Here is a 20,307-nt window from a genome sequence, read left to right as displayed (position 1 = left end):
GTCAGAACGAGCGTGGCATGCTCAGGATATGTTCGCCGACATAGCTCAGGATCAGGTTCGAACTGATTGGCGCGACCTGGTAGAGCCGCGTTTCGCGGAACTTGCGCTCGACATCATATTCCGCCGCGAAGCCGAAACCGCCGAAGGTTTGCATGCAGGCGTTGGCGGCTTTCCAGCTGCTTTCGGCGGCTAGGTGCTTCGCCATGTTGGCCTCCGCACCGCATGCCTCGCCAGCATCGAACAACCGGCAGGCCTCGTAGCGCATCAGGTCCGCCGCGCGCACTTCCATATAGGCCTGCGCGATGGGGAACTGCACGCCCTGGTTCTGACCGATGGGCCGGTCGAACACCACGCGTTCGCTGCCGTACTCGGCGGCCTTCTCGACGAACCAGTAGCCATCGCCGATGCATTCGGCCGCGATCAGTGCGCGTTCGGCGTTCAGCCCGTCGAGGATGTAGCGAAAACCCTTGCCCTCTTCGCCGATCAGCGAGGAGGCGGGCAGCTCGAGCCCATCGAAGAACACCTCGTTGGTTTCGTGGTTGACCATGTTGCGGATCGGGCGGATTTCCATGCCGTTGCCGATCGCGGCGTGCAGATCGACGAGGAAGATCGAGAGCCCGTCGGATTTGCGCTTCACCTCCTCGCGAGGGGTGGTGCGGGCGAGCAGGATCATCAGGTCCGAATGCTGGATGCGGCTGATCCACACCTTCTGGCCGTCGATAACGTAGCGATCGCCCTTGCGCACAGCGCGCGTTTTCAGGTCGGTGGTGTTGGTGCCGGTGGTCGGCTCGGTCACCGCCATGCTCTGCAGACGCAGCGCGCCGCTGGCGATCGCGGGGAGAAACTGCGCCTTCTGCTCCTCGCTGCCATGCCGCAGCAGCGTGTTCATATTATACATCTGCCCGTGGCACGCGCCCGAATTGCCGCCTGCCCGGTTGATCTCTTCCATGATGATGCTGGCCTCGGTGAGGCCAAGCCCCGCGCCGCCGAACTCCTCGGGGATCAGCGCGGCCATCCAGCCTTCCTTCGTCAGCGCCTCGACGAATTCTTGCGGATATTCGCGCGCGTCGTCCTTCTCGCGAAAATAGCTGTCGCCGAAGCCGCGCACCAGCGCGCGCACCGCATCGCGGATTTCGGGGTAGTCGTTACGGGCGGCGGGAATGGGCAAGGCGGTTGGTCCTGTTGCGACTCTATCTTCCCCGCTTAAGCCACATCCTGCCGCGCGGGAAAAGCGTCGCTTGCCCCGCACCGAAGCCGTGCGATCGCTTCGGCCCGTCCCTGCGACGCCTCGCGCCATCGTAAATCTGCGCTTTCGATCGAGCCTGCCCGGAACCGCCCGGCAGGAGGCGGCATTGCGTGTGCCTGTCAGTCGACGTTCGTCACCACACTGACGGGGGCTTCACTCGCCGGTCTCTCATCAAGGGGTGACCGGCTCCACTCTCGCGGGCCGGGTTCGGCGCGCGGGCGACAACCGATGGAGTCGCAATGATGAAAAGCACTTTTACCGCCACCTTCACTTCCACCAAGGCCGCGCTCGTCTGCGGGATTGCGGCCCTTGCCCTTCCGGCGAGCGTTTCGGCGCAGGAGCAATGGTCCCAGCTCGCCGAGGAAGAGACCACGCTGACCGTCACCGGCAACCTGCCTGCCGACATTTCCGGCCTGCCCGAAGGCCCCGAGATCGACGGCTTCATCTCCGCGCGCAGCGATAATCGCATTCAGGTGACGGCGGAGGACGGATCGCGGACCGTGCTGTTCGTGGCCGACGACACCGAGATCAAGGCACGCGGCGGCTTCCTTGGGCTCGGTCGAACCTCGCTGGAAGACAACCAGCTCTTTAACGGCGTGCCGGTCACCGTGCGCACCGTGCAGTGGGAGGATGGCCTGATCGCCCAGCGGATCAGCATGAAGAGCAGCGATCTCAAGACCGCAGCGATGATCCAGCGCGGAACCGAACAGGGCTTCGCCGAACAGACCGCCGCGACCGAGGCGCTGCGCGGGCGCGTGGCCGATATCGACAATTACAACGTCAAGGGCACGACCAACGTCTATTTCGACACCGGCGAATACGCCCTGTCGGGTCAGGCGCAGTCGCAGCTGTGCAGCGCCGCCGCTCAGGCGGACGCGATGGACAACGCGCTGCTGCTGGTGGTCGGCTACACCGATTCCACGGGTAGCTACGAGATCAACCAGGAGCTGAGCGAGAAGCGGGCCGAGCGGGTGGTCAACTACCTGCAGCAGCAATGCGGCTGGAAGCCGTACCGGATGCTCACGCCGACGGGCATGGCGCAGGCCGACCCGGTGGCGGACAACAGCACCGATTACGGCAAGCAGCAGAACCGCCGCGTGGCGGTGAACATCCTTGTCAGCAAGGCTGTCGACGGGATGGGCGGCTGAGGGATGGTGGGGGCGGGCTGCAAGGTCCGCCCCTTTTCCTTCCCCGTCCTCCCCGCGAAGGCGGGGATCCCGCTTCCTTTCACCATCACAGAATATCCCCGAACCGGTCGAGCTAGTCCGGGTTCTGCTCTTCGATCAGGCGGATTTTCCACTCACGCCGCCACTTCTTCATCGCCTTCTCGCGCGCGATGGCATTCTCGATCCGGTCATGGTGCTCGGCGCAGACTAGTCGGGTGAGCCCGTACCGTCTTACGAAATCCGACCCTTCTCCGTTGCGATGCTGGTGAACGCGAGCCGCAAGGTCCGCCGTCACGCCGATATATACCGTGCCGCGATAGCGGTCGGCCATGAGGTATACCCAGCCCCCCTTCATTCAGTCAGCGGGACCCCCGCCTTCGCGGGGGTGACGACTGAAGGGTGTCATAGCTCGTCCCCGCACACCGGGCAGCGCTTCCCAATTGGCGTGAACCAATACCACCGTCGGTTCAGCACGGTCGAGTGCCCGCATGGCCGTTCCAAGCCATAGAGGGCGAAATACGCGATCAGCGAAATCGTCGCCAGAGCGATCGCGGCTGGAAAGGAAAGCGTGGGAAAGAAACCAAAGAGAACGTGCCAGAGCACGATGCCGATGCCCAGCGATGCGGTAATAAACCACAAATTAAAGAGCAGGAACCGCAACTAGCCTTCCGCCCCCGTCCCCTCGTACGCATCCACGATCCGCCCGACGATCGGGTGGCGTACCACGTCGGCGCTAGTGAAGCGGATGGTGCCGAAGCCCTCGATCCCCTCCAGCTTGTCGACCGCGTCTGCGAGGCCGCTCATGCGGTCGCCGCCGGGGATGTCGACCTGCCGCGGGTCGCCCGCGATCACCATCCGCGCGTTCTGGCCGAAGCGGGTGAGGAACATCTTCATCTGCTCACGCGTGGTGTTCTGCGCTTCGTCGAGGATCACGAAAGCATCGGCCAGTGTACGCCCGCGCATGAAGGCGATCGGTGCGATCTCGATCACGCCGCTGGCGATGTGCCGTTCGACCTGTTCGGGCGGCATGCAGTCGTACAGCGCGTCGTACAGCGGGCGCAGGAAGGGATCGACCTTCTCCTTCATGTCGCCCGGCAGGAAGCCGATCTTCTCGCCCGCTTCCACCGCCGGGCGGCTGAGGATCAGGCGCTGCACGCTGCCGGAGATCAGCTGGCTGACCGCCTGCGCGACCGCGAGGTAGGTCTTGCCGGTGCCTGCGGGGCCCAGTGCGAAGATGATATCGTCGCGGCTCAAGGACCGCATGTAATGCGCCTGCACCGCGCTGCGCGGGACGATCGTTTTGCGGCGGGTGCGGATCATGATCGGCGGCCCGCCATCCTCGCCCGCCTTGCGGCCCTTGATGATCCCGTCGAGCGTGGGTTCGTTGGTCATTGCGATGATCGCCTCGATCGCGCCTTCGTCCAGGTCCTGCCCCAGCGCCAGTCGGTCGTACATCGCCTGCAGAACGTCGCGCGCGCGGGCCACCGAATCTTCGGGCCCTTCGATCATCAGCTTGTCGCCGCGCGCGGAGATGAACACCGACAGGCGGTTTTCAACCTGCACCAGATTCGCGTCGAACTGCCCGAACAGCGGCACGAGGAGCGACTGATTCTCGAACTCCATGTCCACCTTGGCACGGCGCACCTCGCGGGTGGGGTGCGGCGGCTGTGAAAGCGCTGGCGTTTCCGCGCGGGTAGGTCTGCGGCCCATGCGTCTCCTTCGTGCATGACAGGGTTGCGAGTCGGGAGTGTAGGCTGTGGGGGAAGGGTGGCAAGCGCTTGCGCCATTCGCCCCGGTGGAAAGTCACGCGAGTGTCATCGGAAGGCCTACCGAAAATATTTGCAAAAGCCTCTCTCGATGAACGGATCGAGCGACCATTCGTTCATATTGAACGGATTAAATATGAATGCATGCTCGATCGCGGGCATGTTTCAGGAGTTACCGTGATGCGTAATTTTGTGATGTTGGCGGTGGCCGCGGGGCTCGTCCTGCCGACCGCGGCGAATGCCCAGCGTGGTCCCGAGAATCGCAGAGGCCCGCAGGCCGAAGCGCGTGAGCTGCGTGCCGGCAATCAGGGTTCGATGGGCGATCGTATCGCCGCGCAGGTCGCCAATGCGGAGCAGCAGCGCCGCGCCGAGCAGCGCGACCGGCGACAGGATCGCCGCGAAGACCGGCGCGATGATCGCCGGGACGTACGCGATGATCGCCGCGATGATCGGCGCGACTGGCGACAGGACCGCCGGGAGGACCGGCGCGAATATCGCCAGGACGTCCGCCGCGACCAGCGCCAGGCCCGCCGTGCCTATCGCGACTGGCGCGCCTATCGTCAGGCGGAGCGACAGGCCTTCCGGCGCGGAGCCTATTACGCGCCGCGCGGCTATTACTACCGCCCGGTCCGGGTCGGTGGCCTGCTCTCCGCGAGCGTTTTCTTGGGCCAGCGCTACTGGATCGACCCTTACGACTACTACCTGCCGCAGCCCAGCCGTTATTATCAGCGCTGGATCCGCTACGGCAACGACGTCCTGCTGATCGACACCCGCAACGGCCGCGTGCTGGTGGTGTACGACAACTTCTTCTGGTGATTGCTACCGGTTGAGTGGTGCAAAGCGCCCGGCTCCAGGATGGGGTCGGGCGTTTTCGTTTGGGCGGGCCGGATTGCGACAGCGCGCCCTGGCTCGGCTCCGCGACCGGATCGGGATCAGACGGCCGTCCGGATCAGCGGATTGGTGCCGCTCTTGTCATGCGCATAGTCGGCGAATTCGCCATCCTTCACTACGTAATGCAGGAAAAGCTGCTTTTGCCAGGCCGCCGCAAGAGGTTCTCGCCAGTGGAGCAGCTGACTTCCGAGCATCGCCAGGCCAGCTCCCGGCGGCAGGTCGATCGCTCGGGTGGATCCTTCCAGATCGACGAGCCAGATAGGCCACGATTTGCCGCCCCCCGGCGTATCGATGGTAACGGTCACGGTGATTTCGCACCCTGTCCGGTCCTTGTGGGGGCGCAGGACCGATCCCCTGTTATAGCGTCGCCAGTACGAATAATTCTCGATCAACTCGCGCCCCAGCACCGCCTCGACGCGGCTGCGACAATGACGCAGCAACATTTCGCCCGGCACCGGCCCGTAGGCACCGACAGCGTCGGACGCGCTCGAATAGGTCTGGTCGAGCAAGTCGCCGCGAGATTCGGCAACCTCCATGCCGCGCGCCATCAGGGCAACCTGCGACGGGCTGGCGAGGCCTTCGAACACGTGATAGCCATTCCGCCAGAAAGCCTCGCAGGCTTCGGTCGGATCGGCGTCGCCCCGTGTCATTGCGGATTGGTCTCCGTCGTTCGAACGATCGTGCTGGGGTCGGGCAATCCTTCGACCAGCCGGTATCCATCCTGCCAGAACGGCGGCGTCACGCAAACGCGCCGATCAGCGGCCTGCCACGCAGCGAATTGGGGCCAGCCTCGGCCAGTTCGACGGATACGAGATTGCCGATCCGCACATCCGCATCTTCGAAGAACACCGATTGCAGCCAGGGCGACTTGCCGAGCCACTGGCCCGGCAGTTTGCCTTTGCGTTCGACCAGCACTTCGCACGTTTTCCCGACGCTCGCCGTATTGAACGCGTGCTGATCGCGGTTGAGGCGATCCTGCAAGCGGGCGAGCCGGTCTTTCATAACCTCGGTCGAAACCTGTCCGTCCATACCGGCGGCAGGCGTGCCGGGGCGGGGCGAATATTTGAAGCTGAACGCCTGCGCGTAACCCACTTCGTCGACCACGCTCAGCGTGTCCTCGAACTCGGCCTCGGTCTCACCCGGGAAGCCGACGATGAAATCGCCTGAGAGCGCGAGGTCGGGCCGCGCGGCGCGGAAACGCTCGATCAGCTTGAGGTAGCTTTCGACCGTATGGCTGCGGTTCATGGCTTTGAGCACGCGGTCATTGCCCGCCTGCACCGGCAGGTGGAGGAAGGGCATCAGCTTCTCGATCTCGCCATGCGCGGCGATGATCTCTTCATCCATGTCCGCCGGGTGGCTGGTGGTGTAGCGGATGCGCGCGAGGCCATCCACTTTCGCCAGCTCGCGGACCAGCCCGGCTAGCCCGGTGCGATGGCCCTTGGCGTCCTCTCCGCTCCAGGCGGAGACGTTCTGGCCGAGCAGCGTGATCTCGCGCGCACCGCCTTCGACCAGCCGCTGTGCCTCGGAAACCAGCTCGGCGAAGGGACGGCTGATCTCCGCGCCGCGTGTATAGGGCACCACGCAATAAGTGCAGAACTTGTCGCACCCTTCCTGAATGGTGAGGAAGGCCGCAGGGGGCGCGGTGCGGCGCGCCGGTAGCCCTGCGAACTTGGCTTCGGCAGCAAGGTCCATCTCGGTGCTTCGCTGGCCGTTCGTGGCGCGCTCCAGCATTGCGGGAAGGTTCTGGTAGGCCTGCGGGCCGACCACCATGCTGACGCCAGGCGCGCGGGCCATGATCTCTTCCCCCTCGGCCTGTGCGACGCAGCCTGCGACCGCGATCAGCGGGCTGGTGCCGTCGTCGCGCCGCAGACGGCCGATGTCGGAATAGACCTTCTCGGTCGCCTTCTCGCGGATATGGCAGGTGTTGAGCACCACCAGATCGGCGTCCTCGCCATCGGGCGCGGGCGTAATGCCCTGCGCGGCGAGCAGCTCGCCCATCCGCTCGCCATCATAGACGTTCATCTGGCAGCCGAAGCTCTTGACCCGGTAGGTCTTGGGTTTTTCAGTCGGTTTCATGAGAAGCGCGCATTTACTGCATCTTGCAACGCGCTTCAATCGTCCGCCTTCTTAGCCCTCAACCCGGTAATGGATCGGCTTGAAGCTGCCGCCGTTCGAGGCATAGGCCGAACAGGCGGTCAGACCGATGACGAGATCCATCTTCGCGCGAAAGCGCACCGCCTCGCCCGGCTTGCTGGCGGGCGGATCGACCGACAGGGTGCCCGTGGCCCCATCGACCGGCACGTTCATGAAGACGTTGAACGCGGTCGGGATCGCGTCGCGCTCGATCCCGTAGGGTGCCAGCGCTTCGGCGAGATTGCCCATGCATCCGCGATGGACCGGCTTGTCGGGGTAGAAATGCCGGAACGTATCCTCGCTGCACGGGGTCAGCAGGTAGTCGTGCTGGCCGAGGCTGTCCTCCTCGATCTCCAGCATCACGTTCGACCGGTTGGACCACAGCCGGTTGCCCGCGGTGAGGTGGATGGTTTCCTCGTAATCGAAAGTGCGCCCGTTAGACATGACCTCGCGCACGTCTCCCTGCGCATAGGCGACCATGTCCGACACCTGCGTCCCTTGCGGGTCGATCACGGTGAAGGCCTGACCCTTGGCGACGACGAAGGCGGTGCCGCTGCGCGGTGGAATCTCGATTGTTTCGCTCATGTGCGACCCCTGAAAGGGCACGCCCAGTCGTCTTCGACCACGCGCCCGCTATATTGCCGTGCCTCGCTGCTCTCGCCGTGGCGGGCGAGCATCGGATTGAGATCGCCCGCGAGCGACTTGTCGCGGCTGAGGATACGCTGGCGCATCTTCTCGTAAACCCCGCTATTGCGCAGCCATTCGAACTGCTTGTGCAGGTTGAACACCAGCGATGGTTTCGGGAAGCGGCGTGCAGGGCGCGAGGCATTGGGGTGCAGGCCGACCACGAAGAATGCCTGCCCGCCGAAGCTGAGCGAAAAGTCAGGCTCGGCCGGGTTGCTGCTGACGGTTGGGTCGGGCTTTTGCGACAGCCACTCGTCCTTGTCGGAGAGCGATTGTATCCGCTCCCACATCGCGTGCTCGAACTGCACCTCGTCCAGATCGAGCGGCCCGTCGAAGATGACGACGAGGCTGCGCAACTGCTCGGGCGGCAGATCGCGCTTCGCCCACGCCATCAGCGCCTCGTGAATCTTGAGGTCGTTCCACGCGCTGGTGAGATCGCGCGCGAGCACGAATTCCATGTTCCCCGTCGCCAGCGCCGACTTGGCACCCACGCAGGGGAAGTCCGGGCCCTTGATGACGTCTTCGAATTGTTCGACCCGTTCGTCGATTACGGTGTTGGCATCCATGGGAGCCACAACACGCCGCCCTGCAAGCGGTTGCGAAATCAACCTTCGCTAAGAAACCCCGGCGCGCAGGGCAGCCCGGTCAGCTCGCCGGAGGGTCCTCCGGGTCGGCACGGTCGACCGGTGCAGCGACAGGCGGCAGCTTGGCCTTGCTATAACGGATCGGCGCGACGTCGTGGTCGAACGGGCGCAGTTCGTGGCCCATCGTTTCGCGCAAGGCTTCCTCGATCCGCACGCGTGCTTCGGTGGCGATCGCCTTGCGGCCGCGGAACTCGATCGGGCTGAAGGGTTCGAGGAAGAACAGTTTGACCGGGAAGGTGCCCTTGCGCGCCATCACCCGCTTGAAGTTGTTGAGCCCATCTTCCTCGCCGATCCAGCCGATCCATTCGGCCATCGCGCCGTAATCGAGCACCACCGGCTGGACCAGCACCCCCGGCGGCGGCGGCTCGAGCACGCTCAGCATCGAGGATTTGAAGGGGAGCAGCGAATGCCCGTCGGTCGTGGTGCCTTCGGGGAAGACGGTGACCGACCAGTTGTCCATCAACGCCTCGCGCAGTGCATTGATCTGGTCCGCCACGCGCAAGCGGTCTTCGCGCTGGACGAAGACCGTGCGGTTGAGCGAACACAACCAGCCGACGAGCGGCGCCTTGGCCAGTTCCGCCTTGGCGACGAAGGCGGTGCCGCTGGCGCCGGCCAGTGCCAGAATATCGACCCAGCTGACATGATTGGCGATGAAGAATACGTCGCGTCGCAGCGGCGTGCCGCGTCGTTCCACCCGTGCGCCCACGATCCAGGCGGCGATGGCGAGATACCATTTCGGCCACGGCGATCCGTAGGTGAAGATGCGGGTGACGTAGAGCGGGACAACGAACAGCAGCATCACGATCACCAGCGTGATCGTGCGGGTCCATAGGCGAACCCACCCCATGAAGGAGATCGGCGTCTTTTCGCCGCGCGCGGCGGCCTGCCGCGTTTCCCAGTCGGTGCGGGGGTCAGTTGTCGCGTTCGAGGCGGACGCCATAAAGCTCCATCCGGTGGTCGACGAGACGATAGCCGAGCTTTTCTGCGATCTGTTTCTGCAGCGCTTCCAGCTCGGGGTCGACGAATTCGACCACCTTGCCGCTTTCCACGTCGATCAGATGATCGTGGTGCGCTTCGGGCGCAGGTTCGTAACGGGCGCGGCCATCGCCGAAATCGTGCCGGTCGAGCACACCCGCCTCTTCGAACAGGCGGACGGTGCGATAGACGGTGGCGATGGAAATCTTGGGGTCGATCTTCGACGCGCGGGCGTGCAACTGCTCGACATCGGGGTGATCCTCGCTGTCGGAAAGGACACGTGCGATGACCTTGCGCTGTTCGGTGATGCGCAGGCCTTTGTCGGCACAGAGCTGTTCGAGATCGATTTTATGGGGCACGCGCAATCCTCAAGCTTTCGCCAATCGGCATAGGCGGGAGGGGCGGACCACTCAAGTCTCGCCGGTCGGCCTTTTCCCGATCGACCGGCGAGAAGTGGATTATTCGGCGGTTTTCTTGCGACGACCACGCTTCTGGCCGGGCGCACGGCCAAGGCCGATCTTCTTTGCCAGTTCGCGGCGCTTTTCGGCGTAGTTGGGGGCGACCATCGGATAATCGCTCGGCAGATTCCAGCGCTCGCGATATTCTTCGGGGCTCATGTCGTAATTGGTGCGCAGATAACGCTTGAGCATTTTCAGCTTCTTGCCGTCTTCGAGGCACACCAGGTAGTCGGGCTTCACCGAAGCGCGCACCGACACCGCAGGCTCGGGCCGCGGCTCTTCCTGCTCGCCCGCAGCCGAAAGGCCGGACAGGGCAGAATAGACATTGTTGATCAGCACGGGGACTTCGTCGAGCTCGGCCGAGTTATTGGCGACATATGCTTCGACAATGTTGGACGTGAACGCGATCAGCGTCTGCGTCATTTCGAGATCTTGGTCTTCCATCAAATTCCTCTGGGGTTTTTCATATGCAAGACCCTGGGGGATGGGCTGCATACGCAAAATCCCCTGTCGCATTCACTTGCGAAATGCAATGGTGTCTCAATTCTTTTTTCGGCTGTTATTGGTGTTCAAGACCTTAACGTCTGTTCCAGATCGAGACCGAACGTAATCGCATCCATTCGCGCGCCGTCGCCAAGGTCGTAATAGTTGCGCCGACGGCCGATAGGGGTGAAGCCGTGCTGTTCGTACAGCGAACGTGCCGGGTTGTTCTCCCGCATTTCGAGGAACAGGTGCTCCGCCCCGCGCAGATTGGCCGCCGCGACCAGCATTGCGAGCAGCGCGGAGCCAAGCCCCCGGCGGCGTGCGGACGGCGCGACGGCGATCAGCAGGATCTCTTCTTCGCCCGGCGCGGCGCGGACCACCGCGAAGCCGACGGCGTCGATCGGGTCGAGCGGGGCGGTGCCATCCATCGTCATAAGGGTCGCGTGGGTATTGGCCAGTGCCAGCGCGCTGGAAAGCTGGTTGCGGTTCCACGCCTCGCCCCATTGCGGGTCGAATGCGGCGTCCATGATCCGCATGATCGCGTCGATCGCGGCGTCGTTCATGGGGCCTGTCATGCCGGGGCCACCGGGCTGGCGGGCAGCCGTGCATCGGGCGCGCGGCCATAGATCGGCGCGAGGCCAGGGGTGAAGTGCGAGGTGCCCAGCACGGCGATTGCACGCGCATCGGGCAGCAGATCGACAGCCACGCTGCTATCCGGAGATGCGAGACGTTCTGCCAGAGCCTGCGCCTGCGAGCCTGCGATATGTTCGTGGACCGGGCGCGCGGCGGCCGCTTCGGGCGGTAGCGATTCGAGTTCGGAGGTGGCGGCGCCCGCGGCATCGAAATCCTGCACGAACCACTCGCCGTGGCCGCCGGTCGCGCAGACCGTCACCGGCTCGCGGCGGTCGGCCAGCGCCATTGCCGCGACCAGCGCGAGGGTAGGGTAGCCGAGCAATTCGGCCCGCCATGCGAATGCCAGCGCGCGGGCGGTCGCAATGCCGATCCGCACACCGGTGAAGCTGCCGGGGCCGAGCGATACGCGGATCGCATCGGCGCGGCCCTTGTCAGGCAGGCCTGCGATCATCGGCACCAGCTGTTCGGCGTGGCCGCGCCCGAGGACGCGGTGATCGCGCTCGACCAGCGCGCCGTCCTCGAACAGCGCGACCGAGCAGGCCTCGCTCGCCGTCTCTATGCCTAGCATCCGCATGCCTGCGGCGATGCCCCAGCCGCATAGCCCGCGCAAGACCCCTGCCGGGCGGTGGCCGCGCGGGAGGGTCGCGATCAGTCGATGCGGTTGAACTTGTCGAAGTCGGGGCGCGGGCTGCGATCGAAGATCGATTCCTTGTCGCCATAGCCGATCGAGCAGACCCAGTCGGCCCGGTACTGCGGCTGGTCGGCGAAGAAGTCTTCGGTCACCTTGTCGAGATCGAGGCCCGACATCGGCCCGCAATCGAGGCCGAGCGCGCGCGCCGCCAGCATCAGGTAGGCACCCTGAAGCGCGGAATTGCGCTTGGCCTGGGTAATGCGGCCTTCGACATCGCCTTCGAACCAGCTCTTGGCATCGGTATGCGGGAACAGCTCGGGCAGATGTTCGTGAAAATCGATGTCGTAGCCAATGATGACGCACCACGGCGCGGTTTTGATCTTGTCCTTGTTAGCGTCCATCGCGTGGCTCGCGAGCTTGTCCTTCGCCTCGTCCGACCGGCACCACACGAACCGCGCGGACTGCTGGTTGGCCGAGGTCGGCGCCATTTTGAGCAGATCGTAGACCTTGCGGATCTGATCCTCGGACACATCCTTTTCCAGCCAGCCGTTATAGCTGCGCGCTTCGAGGAAGAGTTGCTCGAGCGCTTCGTGCGAGAGCGTGTGGCCGTGGAACTGCTTGGTCATAGGTGCGGAGGCTTTCTGTCTGGGGGTATCCGGCTGTCGGGGTGTCAGCGCGATCAGGTCGCGCGGACTTCAACGACTTCGGGCACGTAATGTTTCAGCAGGCCTTCGATCCCGTGCTTGAGCGTCGCGGTGGCCGAGGGGCAGCCGTCGCACGCGCCCTGCAACTGCAGGTGGACGATGCCCTTGTTGTACCCGCGATAGGCGATGTCGCCGCCATCGCCCGCCACTGCGGGGCGGATACGGGTTTCGAGCAATTCCTTGATCTGGTCGACGATGTCCGCGTCGTCCGCGTTTTCTTCCACCACCAGCGTATCCTCCGCCGGAACCGCGATCCCGGCAGCAGTGCCGCCGTGGAACAGCGGTGCCTCGGACACGAAATGATCGAGCAGCACGGCGACGACCTGCGGCTTGAGCTCGGTCCACTGCGCGCCTTCGCCCTTGGTTACCGACACGAAGTCGTGGCCGAAGAACACGCCGGTCACCTCGCCCGTGTCGAACAGCGCCTGAGCGAGCGGACTTGCCTCGGCATCCTCTGGGTTCGCGAAGTCGCGCGTGCCCTGGGGCATCACCTGCCGCTGGGGCAGGAACTTGAGCGTGGCGGGATTGGGCGTGGTTTCGGTTTCTATATACATGATGCGTGCGATGTAGGGGTGCGGTGGGAACGCGGCAAGCGGTCGACCGTCCTCGAATGGAGCCGCGATCCGGCCCGCGCCACTTTTGCTTTCGGCTTTTGCTTCGGACGGGGCGCACCACATTGGGCGCGCATTCACCCGACCTTCACTTCTCCGCCCCCTATAGGCCTGTCTTATGAATCCAGCCTTCCGCGCCCCTCGCCCCACTGGGCGGCATCTTGCCCTGCTTCTTCCGATCCTGCTGGGCGGTTGCGCGATCTTCGGGCCGAAAGACGAGGTCAGGACCCCTCCCGAGCCGCCGCAGGCCGAGGCCGCCAATGATCCCGCCGATGCGGCGACCGTTCAGCCGCACCCGACCGACTTCTCCACGAAACCGTCGGCCGCAGCGGAGCCCGCATCGCTCCAGTCGCCCGACGAGACGCCGTGGCTCTACGAAGGCAGCAATATCCCGGTCGACCGCGAGTGGCGCTTCGGCGTGCTCGACAACGGGCTGCGTTATGCGACCCGCGCCAACGGCGTGCCGCCCGAACAGGTCTCGATCCGCATCCGCATCGACGCGGGCTCGCTGTACGAGGCCGAGGACGAACGCGGCTTTGCCCACCTGCTCGAACACCTGCTGTTCCGCCAGTCGCGCTATCTCGGAGTGGGCGAGACGATCCCCACCTGGCAGCGGTTGGGCGCGACCTTCGGCAACGACACCAATGCGGTGACCAGCCCGACGCAGACCGTCTATCAGCTCGACCTGCCCGAAGCCGATCCCGCCAAGCTCGACGAAGCTTTTCGCCTGCTGTCGGGCATGGTGCAGGCTCCCGTCCTCAGCCAGGCCAATGTCGATACCGAAGTGCCCATCGTGCTCGCCGAAAAGCGCGAGCGCGGAGGCGCGGCGGAGCGGGTGGGGCGCGAGAGCCGCGAGACCCTGTTCCACGGCCAGCTGCTCGCCAGCCGCCCGCCGATCGGCGCCGAGGAAACCTTGCTGGGCGCGAAAGCCGAAGCGGTCGAGGCGTTTCATGAGCGCTGGTATCGTCCGAAGGGCACGGTGATCGCGGTTGCCGGCGATACCGATCCGGTCGCGCTCGCGCGCCTGATCGAGAAATATTTCGGCGACTGGCAGGTCGCGGGCGATGTGTCCCCGCAACCCGATTTCGGCGATCCCGTGGCTCCGGCAGGCGCCGATCCCGCCAATCCGGTGGGGGAGACGTCGGTGCTGGTCGAAGCCGACCTGCCGCGTTCGCTGACTTTCGCGTGGCTGCGCGAATGGGAGCCGGTGCAGGACACGATTGCCTATAATGAGGGCCTGCTGATGGACGCGCTGGCCCAGTCGCTCATCAACCGGCGCCTCGAATCGCGGGCCCGCGGCGGGGGCGATTATCTCTATGCGCAGGTCGAGCAGGAGGATGTGAGCCGCAGCACCGACGCCACCTTCGTCAGCTTCGCGCCCTTGACCGAAGACTGGCAGGCTGCGCTGGCCGACGTGCGCGCGGTCATCGCCGACGCGACGACCAATCCGCCGACCGAGGAAGAGCTGGCGCGCGAGATCGCCGAGTTCGACGTCGCCTTCGTCGCCGGGGTCGAGGAATCGCAGGTCGAACCGGGCTCGGACCTTGCCGACACGCTGATCGGTGCGGTCGACATTCGCGAAACGGTCGCCTCAGCGCAAACCGTGCTCGACGTGTTTCGCGGCATGCGCGAGCGGGTGACCCCCGCCGCGATCCTCGAGCGCACGCAAGCTCTGTTTTCAGGCGAGGTCGTTCGCGCGGTCTACGTGACGCCGCAGGATGGCGAGGCGAGCGCGCAGGCCCTGCGCGCCGAACTGGCCGCCCCGGTCGAAGCCGATGGATCGGCCCGGATCGCGGCAAGCACCGTCGATTTCGATCAGCTTCCCTCGCTCGGCGAACCCGGCGAGGTTCTTTCGGCCCGATCCCTCGGGGTGCTCGATATCGAGCGGGTCCAGCTTGCCAATGGCGTTACCGCGCTGCTCTGGCCCAATGGCGCCGAGCCGGGCCGGGTCGCGGTCAACGTGCATTTCGGTGCAGGCATGCGCGCCTTCGACGCCGATGATGCAGCCTATATCACGCTTGGCGAAACCGCGCTGATAAGCTCGGGCCTCGCAGGGCTCGATCAGGAAGATCTCGACCGGCTGGCGACGGGCCGCAAGCTGGGCTTCGATTTCTCCGTCGGGCAGGCGGCGTTCACCTTCTCCGCCAATACGCGCGAGGCGGATCTGGCCGACCAGCTCTATCTGTTCGCGGCCAAGCTCGCGCTGCCCGAGTGGGACGAGCGGCCGGTGGTGCGTGCGAAGGCGGGCTCGAGCCTGGCCTACGACACCTATGTCACCAGCCCCGCAGGCCTGCTCAACCGCGATCTCGAAACCATCATCCGCGGCGGCGACCTGCGCTTCGCGACGCCAACCCCGGAAATGATCGAGGCCACCAGTGCGGAAGGCTTCCGTGAAGTGTGGGAGCCGCTGCTCGACAAGGGCGAGATCGAAGTCCTGATCTTCGGCGATTTCCAGCGCGACGTCGCGATCAAGGCACTGCGGACCAGCTTCGGCGCATTGCCGCCCCGCGCACCGATTGACCCCGCAAGCTTCGCCGCGCGCCCCGGCGCGCCCAAGGCTGGCGCGCGCGAGGTGCTCTACCATCGCGGCGATGCGAACCAAGCGGCGGCCGTGGTCGCGTGGCCGGTCGGCAGCGGTCTGACCGACATCTCGGAAGGCCGGCAGCTCGAGATTCTCGGCCAGCTCGTCATGAACCGCCTGTTCGACGAAATGCGCGAGCGGGCGGGTGCCAGCTATGCCCCGCAGGTGCGGGTCGACTGGCCGATGGACGACGTTGGCGGGGGCACGCTGATCGCGCTCGCCCAGCTGCGCCCCGAGGACCTGCCCGCCTTCTACGCCGCGGCGGACGAGATCGTGCAGGATCTGGCGGCCAATGGCCCCGATGCCGACGAACTGGCCCGGGTGACCGAGCCGCTGCGCCAGACGATCCTGCGCGCGACCACCGGCAACGGCTTCTGGATGTGGCAGCTGCGCGGCTCGACCCGGGATGCCCAGCGCCTGCGGGTCATCGGTTCGCTGCTCGACGATTATTCGCAATCCACGCCCGAACGCATGCAGGCTCTGGCGGCCAAATACCTCGGCGCGCGCGCGCCGCTGGAGATCGCGATCGTGCCCGAGGGAACACAAGTTCCGTAAGGGGGCGGTAAAGAGAAATAAGCTTGCGTGGTACGGTTCGAGCCGCCACTCCCTCGTGGACCGTCAGACAAGAACTCGCAGGATTGATTGCCATGGCTTCCGACTGGAGCCCCGACAGCTGGACGAATTTCGAAGCGAAGCACCTGCCGCGCTATGAGGATGCCGCTGCGCTCGCCCAGGCAGAGGCAGAGCTTGGCGCTTGCCCGCCGCTGGTCTTCGCGGGCGAATCCGATGCGCTGAAAAGCGAACTCGCGCGGGTCGAGAAGGGCGAGGCCTTTCTGCTGCAGGGCGGCGATTGCGCGGAAAGCTTCGCCGAATTCGCGCCCGACACGATTCGCGATACCTTCCGCGTGATCCTGCAGATGGCGGTGGTGCTGACCTACGCCGGATCGCTGCCGGTGGTGAAGGTGGGCCGCATGGCGGGCCAGTTCGCCAAGCCGCGTTCCAGCGATACCGAGACGCAGAAGGATGCAGACGGGCGCGCCGTTACCCTGCCGAGCTATTTCGGTGACAATATCAACGGCATCGACTTCACGCCCGAATCGCGGCGCAACGATCCGCAGCGCATGGTGCGCGCCTATTATCAGGCTTCGTCCACGCTCAACCTGCTGCGCGCCTATGCCGGCGGCGGCTACGCCAACCTGCGCCAAGTGCACGACTGGACACTGGATTTCATGGGCCGCTCGCCCTGGTCGGAAAAGTTCGTCGCGACCGCCGACCGGATCACCGAAGCGCTCGACTTCATGGCCGCGTGCGGGGTCGATCCGTCGGACATTCCGCAGTTGCAGGGCACCACCTTCTACACCAGCCACGAGGCGCTGCTGCTGCCTTACGAGCAGGCGATGACCCGCCGCGATCCCAATAATGGCGAATGGTACGACACCAGCGCGCACATGGTCTGGATCGGCGACCGCACGCGGTTCGAAGGTAGCGCGCATGTCGAATTCATGCGTGGCATCCGCAATCCGATCGGGGTCAAATGCGGGCCGAGCCTCGACCCGGATGTGCTGCTCAAGCTGCTCGATACGCTCAATCCCAACCGCGAGAGCGGGCGGATCGTGCTCATCACCCGCTACGGCCACGATATCGTCGAAAAGCACCTGCCGGGCCTCATCCGTGCCGTCCGGCGCGAAGGGCATCCGGTGGTGTGGTCGAGCGACCCGATGCACGGCAACGTGGTCAAGTCGGAAAGCGGCTACAAAACGCGGCCCTTCGACCGGATCAAGACCGAGCTGGGCAGCGTGTTCGCGGTCCACCGTGCCGAAGGCAGCTATCTGGGCGGGGTCCATCTGGAGATGACCGGTCAGAACGTGACCGAGTGCGTCGGGGGTGCGGTCGCGATCACCGATGCCGAGCTTTCGAGCCGCTACCACACGCACTGCGACCCGCGCCTCAATGCGGGGCAGGCGCTGGAACTGGCCTTCGCGATTGCCGAGATGCTGCAACCGCAGGTCGATCGCGCGGCTGCGGCGGCTTAGTTTTCTCCGGTCTCCCGCCCCGCCTCCCCACCCGGCCACCAAGGGTACACCCAGGATATGGTGGCCGGGTGGGGAGGCGGGGCGGGCGGTCAGAAGGTAAACCGGTTGGGCGGCTGACGGCCCCCAGCAAAAGCCCCTCCCACCACCTGCTTTGGTCCAAGCAAAGGATAATTCCGGAAACCGGGGTTTCCTTCGTGTGTTCCTTTCCTCAAGGTGAGTCAGGATTGCTTGCCCGGCAGGAGAGGACCCGTGGCCCAGTCCCAATCACGTTCCGTTTCGCCCCACCCGGTGGGTGCGGACAATTCGCTCGCAGAGCGCTTCCATGCGACGCGCGCGCTGACCGAGGCGCTCGTCGAGCCGTTGAGCGACAGCGACGCGACCATCCAGTCGATGGAAGACGCCTCGCCCGCCAAGTGGCACCTCGCGCATACGACATGGTTCTGGGAAACCTTCCTGCTGCGCGACCACCGCAGCGACTACGCGCTGCATGACGAGCGTTGGGCGTTTCTGTTCAATTCCTATTACGAGGCCGAAGGCGACCGGATCGGTCGCTTTTCGCGCGGAATGCTGTCGCGCCCAACGCTGGACGAAGTGCTCGATTGGCGCGCGCATGTGACCGACGTGATGGCCTCCATGCTCGACGATCCGGCGCTCACGCCACTGATCGAGCTGGGCATCGCACACGAACAGCAGCATCAGGAACTGCTGCTGACCGACATCAAGCACGCGCTGTTCCAGAACCCTCTCGGCCCGGCGATGTGGGATGCACAGCTACCGCGGGCACAGGCGCGCGAGCGTGGCTGGACCGGGCACCCCGGTGGCATCGGGGCCATCGGCCATGAGGGTGCCGGAGAAGACGCCTCGTTTGCCTTCGACTGCGAGAGCCCGCGCCATCGCGTGCTGCTGGAACCTTTCGCGCTTGCCGACACGCTCGTCACCAATGCCGAGTGGGACGCGTTCATCGCCGATGGCGGCTACGAAAATGCTGCCCTGTGGCTCTCCGATGGCTGGGCATGGGTGCAGGACAACCGCGTGGGCGCGCCGCTTTACTGGCGCGATGCGGATAAGGGCGCGGAGCATTTCACGCTTGCCGGATGGCAGCCGCGCGATCCGCATGCACCGGTCACCCACATTTCCTATTTCGAGGCCGATGCCTTTGCCTCTTGGGCCTGTGCCCAGTGGGACAAGGCGCGCCTGCCGACCGAGTTCGAATGGGAAGCGGTTGCGCGCGGCCAGCACGCCGAGGAGGCGCCTGCCCACGAACCCGACGAAGGCAACCAGCTTGATGCGGCAGGACCGCCCCAGCCCGTCGGGTCGGACGGCCTGTTCGGCGATTGCTGGCAATTCACCCGCAGCGCGTATCTGCCCTTTCCGCGCTTCCAGCCTGCCGCGGGCGCGGTTGGCGAATATAACGGCAAGTTCATGAGCGGGCAGTTCGTGCTGAAAGGTGCCAGCTGCGCGACGCCGCGCGGCCATTCGCGCGCCTCCTACCGCAACTTTTTCTATCCGCACCAGCGCTGGCAATTCACCGGCCTCAGGCTCGCGAAGGATATCTGATGACCGATAATGCAGGGCTGAAACTGGTCGACCTCGACGAGAGCGGGGTCGACCGGGCCTTTCGTGCCGATGTGCTGGAAGGGATGCGGGGGCCGCAAAAGGCGATCCCAGCACGCTGGCTGTACGACGATGCGGGATCGCAGCTGTACGAAGACATCACCCAGGTGCCCGAATATTACCCGGCCCGCGCCGAGACCGAGATTCTCAAATCGCGCGGAGCGGACTTCGCCAAGGCGATCGGATCGGGGCGCGCGGTGGTCGAATTCGGCAGCGGCTCGTCGGTCAAGACGCCTGCGTTGCTTCGGGCGATTGGCCCCGCTGCTTACGTCCCGCTCGACATTGCGGGCGATTTCCTGCGCGCCGCCGCGGCCGACCTTTCCGCGAAGTTCCCCGGCCTGCCGGTCTATCCGGTAGAAGCGGACTTCATGCGCCGGGTCGAGCTGCCGCATGAGGTCGCGCATCTCGCCAAGCTCGGCTTTTTCCCCGGCGGCACACTGGGCAACATGGTCGCGCGCACCGCGACCGATCTGCTGCGCGCCATGCGCGAGACGCTTGGCGAAGGTTCGATGCTGCTGGTCGGCATGGACCTGATCAAGGACCAGAGCGTGCTCGAAGCAGCCTACGACGATGCCGGGCGGGTGACGGCGGAGTTCAATCTGAACCTCGCGCGGCGAATCAACCGCGAGCTTGACGGGACCATTCCGATCGACAAGCTGGAACATGCCGCACGCTGGAACGATCAGTATGCACGGGTCGAAATGCACCTCGTCGCGCGTGAGGCCATCGCCTTCGAGATCGCGGGCGAGCGTTTCGCGATGAAGGCGGGCGAGACGATCCATACCGAAAACAGCCACAAGTTCGACCGGCGCAGCGCGGACAAGCAGCTGCTGGCAGGCGGCTGGACACCGGTTGGACGGTGGCTCGACGCCGAGGAGCGCTTCAGTGTCGTTCTCGCCGAGGCGAGAGAGGCCAGCAACGCGCCGTGAGCACCGACGCTCCTTCCCGTTCATCCTGAGCTTGTCGAAGGGCGAACTCAGCGCAACGTTCGCGGTTCGACAGGCTCACCACGAACGGAACGTCGACCAGTGGTCAGGCAAGCAACCCTCATTCA

At 65.1% G+C, this 20,307-nt stretch carries 21 protein-coding genes; 6 read left to right on the top strand and 15 right to left on the bottom strand.

Going from position 1 to position 20,307, the window contains the following annotated elements:
• Position 1 precedes the first annotated feature (1 nt).
• Entirely contained in the window at positions 2–1,168 is a 1,167-nt protein-coding gene (locus AAG612_RS07785; protein WP_342508983.1) for an acyl-CoA dehydrogenase family protein, read from the bottom strand.
• Positions 1,169–1,485: 317 nt separating this feature from the next.
• Between AAG612_RS07785 and AAG612_RS07780 the strand changes: the two genes are divergently transcribed.
• Positions 1,486–2,394: an OmpA family protein gene (locus AAG612_RS07780; protein WP_342508981.1), complete on the top strand. Its 909-nt coding sequence runs from the start codon at positions 1,486–1,488 to the stop codon at positions 2,392–2,394.
• Positions 2,395–2,506: 112 nt separating this feature from the next.
• Here the strand turns inward: AAG612_RS07780 and AAG612_RS07775 are convergent, their stop codons facing one another.
• The 3 genes from AAG612_RS07775 to AAG612_RS07765 are packed head-to-tail and all read right to left on the bottom strand — an operon-like array spanning position 2,507 to position 4,122.
• Complete coding sequence (locus tag AAG612_RS07775) at positions 2,507–2,767, bottom strand: GIY-YIG nuclease family protein (protein WP_342508980.1); 261 nt, start codon at positions 2,765–2,767, stop codon at positions 2,507–2,509.
• Positions 2,768–2,814: 47 nt separating this feature from the next.
• Positions 2,815–3,072, bottom strand: coding sequence for a hypothetical protein (locus AAG612_RS07770; RefSeq protein ID WP_342508978.1), 258 nt, complete (start codon positions 3,070–3,072; stop codon positions 2,815–2,817).
• On the bottom strand, positions 3,073–4,122 hold the full coding sequence (locus AAG612_RS07765) for a PhoH family protein (protein WP_342508976.1): 1,050 nt from the start codon (positions 4,120–4,122) through the stop codon (positions 3,073–3,075).
• Positions 4,123–4,358: 236 nt separating this feature from the next.
• Between AAG612_RS07765 and AAG612_RS07760 the strand changes: the two genes are divergently transcribed.
• Positions 4,359–4,994 (top strand): RcnB family protein, encoded by a 636-nt coding sequence (locus tag AAG612_RS07760; RefSeq protein WP_342508974.1) that lies wholly within the window; start codon positions 4,359–4,361, stop codon positions 4,992–4,994.
• 116 nt (positions 4,995–5,110) lie between these two features.
• On the opposite strand, the gene AAG612_RS07755 is transcribed toward AAG612_RS07760, so the two are convergent.
• The 11 genes from AAG612_RS07755 to AAG612_RS07705 all read right to left on the bottom strand — a co-directional run bounded on the left by AAG612_RS07755 (position 5,111) and on the right by AAG612_RS07705 (position 12,968).
• Positions 5,111–5,719 (bottom strand): hypothetical protein, encoded by a 609-nt coding sequence (locus AAG612_RS07755; RefSeq protein ID WP_342508972.1) that lies wholly within the window; start codon positions 5,717–5,719, stop codon positions 5,111–5,113.
• A gap of 88 nt (positions 5,720–5,807) precedes the next feature.
• Positions 5,808–7,145: a tRNA (N6-isopentenyl adenosine(37)-C2)-methylthiotransferase MiaB gene (gene miaB, locus AAG612_RS07750; protein ID WP_342508970.1), complete on the bottom strand. Its 1,338-nt coding sequence runs from the start codon at positions 7,143–7,145 to the stop codon at positions 5,808–5,810.
• Positions 7,146–7,196: 51 nt separating this feature from the next.
• Complete coding sequence (locus AAG612_RS07745; RefSeq protein ID WP_342508968.1) at positions 7,197–7,787, bottom strand: DUF1989 domain-containing protein; 591 nt, start codon at positions 7,785–7,787, stop codon at positions 7,197–7,199.
• A complete protein-coding gene (gene gntA / locus AAG612_RS07740; protein ID WP_342508966.1) occupies positions 7,784–8,452 on the bottom strand; it encodes a guanitoxin biosynthesis heme-dependent pre-guanitoxin N-hydroxylase GntA in 669 nt (222 codons plus the stop codon). Before gntA ends, AAG612_RS07745 begins: the two co-directional genes overlap by 4 nt.
• A 79-nt stretch (positions 8,453–8,531) precedes the next feature.
• Positions 8,532–9,470, bottom strand: a complete 939-nt coding sequence (locus AAG612_RS07735) for a lysophospholipid acyltransferase family protein (RefSeq protein WP_342508964.1) — start codon at positions 9,468–9,470, stop codon at positions 8,532–8,534.
• Entirely contained in the window at positions 9,442–9,864 is a 423-nt protein-coding gene (locus AAG612_RS07730) for a Fur family transcriptional regulator (protein ID WP_342508962.1), read from the bottom strand. The genes AAG612_RS07735 and AAG612_RS07730 overlap by 29 nt, the downstream gene beginning before the upstream one ends.
• Positions 9,865–9,963: 99 nt before the next feature.
• Positions 9,964–10,407 (bottom strand): Ros/MucR family transcriptional regulator, encoded by a 444-nt coding sequence (locus tag AAG612_RS07725; RefSeq protein ID WP_342508960.1) that lies wholly within the window; start codon positions 10,405–10,407, stop codon positions 9,964–9,966.
• 125 nt (positions 10,408–10,532) lie between these two features.
• Positions 10,533–11,009: a GNAT family N-acetyltransferase gene (locus AAG612_RS07720; protein ID WP_342508958.1), complete on the bottom strand. Its 477-nt coding sequence runs from the start codon at positions 11,007–11,009 to the stop codon at positions 10,533–10,535.
• A gap of 8 nt (positions 11,010–11,017) precedes the next feature.
• On the bottom strand, positions 11,018–11,653 hold the full coding sequence (gene tsaB, locus AAG612_RS07715; protein ID WP_342508957.1) for a tRNA (adenosine(37)-N6)-threonylcarbamoyltransferase complex dimerization subunit type 1 TsaB: 636 nt from the start codon (positions 11,651–11,653) through the stop codon (positions 11,018–11,020).
• Positions 11,654–11,727: 74 nt separating this feature from the next.
• A complete protein-coding gene (locus AAG612_RS07710; protein ID WP_342508954.1) occupies positions 11,728–12,336 on the bottom strand; it encodes a malonic semialdehyde reductase in 609 nt (202 codons plus the stop codon).
• Between the two features lie 53 nt (positions 12,337–12,389).
• On the bottom strand, positions 12,390–12,968 hold the full coding sequence (locus tag AAG612_RS07705) for a NifU family protein (protein ID WP_342508953.1): 579 nt from the start codon (positions 12,966–12,968) through the stop codon (positions 12,390–12,392).
• Between the two features lie 175 nt (positions 12,969–13,143).
• Between AAG612_RS07705 and AAG612_RS07700 the strand changes: the two genes are divergently transcribed.
• The 4 genes from AAG612_RS07700 (at position 13,144) to egtD (ending at position 20,182) form a co-directional block, all read left to right on the top strand.
• Entirely contained in the window at positions 13,144–16,161 is a 3,018-nt protein-coding gene (locus tag AAG612_RS07700; protein WP_342508951.1) for a M16 family metallopeptidase, read from the top strand.
• 92 nt (positions 16,162–16,253) lie between these two features.
• Positions 16,254–17,639, top strand: coding sequence for a class II 3-deoxy-7-phosphoheptulonate synthase (locus AAG612_RS07695; protein WP_342508949.1), 1,386 nt, complete (start codon positions 16,254–16,256; stop codon positions 17,637–17,639).
• A gap of 249 nt (positions 17,640–17,888) precedes the next feature.
• Positions 17,889–19,196 carry an ergothioneine biosynthesis protein EgtB gene (gene egtB, locus AAG612_RS07690; RefSeq protein WP_342508947.1) on the top strand — a complete coding sequence of 436 codons (1,308 nt, stop codon included), beginning with the start codon at positions 17,889–17,891 and terminating at the stop codon, positions 19,194–19,196.
• The gene (gene egtD / locus AAG612_RS07685; protein WP_342508945.1) at positions 19,196–20,182 is read left to right on the top strand and encodes an L-histidine N(alpha)-methyltransferase; all 987 of its coding nucleotides are present in this window, start codon (positions 19,196–19,198) and stop codon (positions 20,180–20,182) included. Before egtB ends, egtD begins: the two co-directional genes overlap by 1 nt.
• The last annotated feature ends 125 nt before the right edge of the window (positions 20,183–20,307 follow it).

The organism is Citromicrobium bathyomarinum (assembly GCF_038594605.1).
GTDB classification, from domain to species: Bacteria; Pseudomonadota; Alphaproteobacteria; order Sphingomonadales; family Sphingomonadaceae; genus Alteriqipengyuania; species Alteriqipengyuania bathyomarina_B.
This window is presented reverse-complemented; position numbering and strand designations above follow the sequence as displayed.

Coding starts and splice junctions, on each gene's coding strand:
- AAG612_RS07780 (WP_342508981.1), top strand. CDS start 1,486: ATGATGAAAAGCACTTTTACCGCCACCTTCACTTCCACCAAGGCCGCG.
- AAG612_RS07775 (WP_342508980.1), bottom strand. CDS start 2,767: ATGAAGGGGGGCTGGGTATACCTCATGGCCGACCGCTATCGCGGCACG.
- AAG612_RS07765 (WP_342508976.1), bottom strand. CDS start 4,122: ATGGGCCGCAGACCTACCCGCGCGGAAACGCCAGCGCTTTCACAGCCG.
- AAG612_RS07760 (WP_342508974.1), top strand. CDS start 4,359: ATGCGTAATTTTGTGATGTTGGCGGTGGCCGCGGGGCTCGTCCTGCCG.
- AAG612_RS07755 (WP_342508972.1), bottom strand. CDS start 5,719: ATGACACGGGGCGACGCCGATCCGACCGAAGCCTGCGAGGCTTTCTGG.
- miaB (WP_342508970.1), bottom strand. CDS start 7,145: ATGAAACCGACTGAAAAACCCAAGACCTACCGGGTCAAGAGCTTCGGC.
- AAG612_RS07745 (WP_342508968.1), bottom strand. CDS start 7,787: ATGAGCGAAACAATCGAGATTCCACCGCGCAGCGGCACCGCCTTCGTC.
- gntA (WP_342508966.1), bottom strand. CDS start 8,452: ATGGATGCCAACACCGTAATCGACGAACGGGTCGAACAATTCGAAGAC.
- AAG612_RS07735 (WP_342508964.1), bottom strand. CDS start 9,470: ATGGCGTCCGCCTCGAACGCGACAACTGACCCCCGCACCGACTGGGAA.
- AAG612_RS07725 (WP_342508960.1), bottom strand. CDS start 10,407: ATGGAAGACCAAGATCTCGAAATGACGCAGACGCTGATCGCGTTCACG.
- AAG612_RS07720 (WP_342508958.1), bottom strand. CDS start 11,009: ATGAACGACGCCGCGATCGACGCGATCATGCGGATCATGGACGCCGCA.
- tsaB (WP_342508957.1), bottom strand. CDS start 11,653: ATGCGGATGCTAGGCATAGAGACGGCGAGCGAGGCCTGCTCGGTCGCG.
- AAG612_RS07710 (WP_342508954.1), bottom strand. CDS start 12,336: ATGACCAAGCAGTTCCACGGCCACACGCTCTCGCACGAAGCGCTCGAG.
- AAG612_RS07705 (WP_342508953.1), bottom strand. CDS start 12,968: ATGTATATAGAAACCGAAACCACGCCCAATCCCGCCACGCTCAAGTTC.
- AAG612_RS07700 (WP_342508951.1), top strand. CDS start 13,144: ATGAATCCAGCCTTCCGCGCCCCTCGCCCCACTGGGCGGCATCTTGCC.
- AAG612_RS07695 (WP_342508949.1), top strand. CDS start 16,254: ATGGCTTCCGACTGGAGCCCCGACAGCTGGACGAATTTCGAAGCGAAG.
- egtD (WP_342508945.1), top strand. CDS start 19,196: ATGACCGATAATGCAGGGCTGAAACTGGTCGACCTCGACGAGAGCGGG.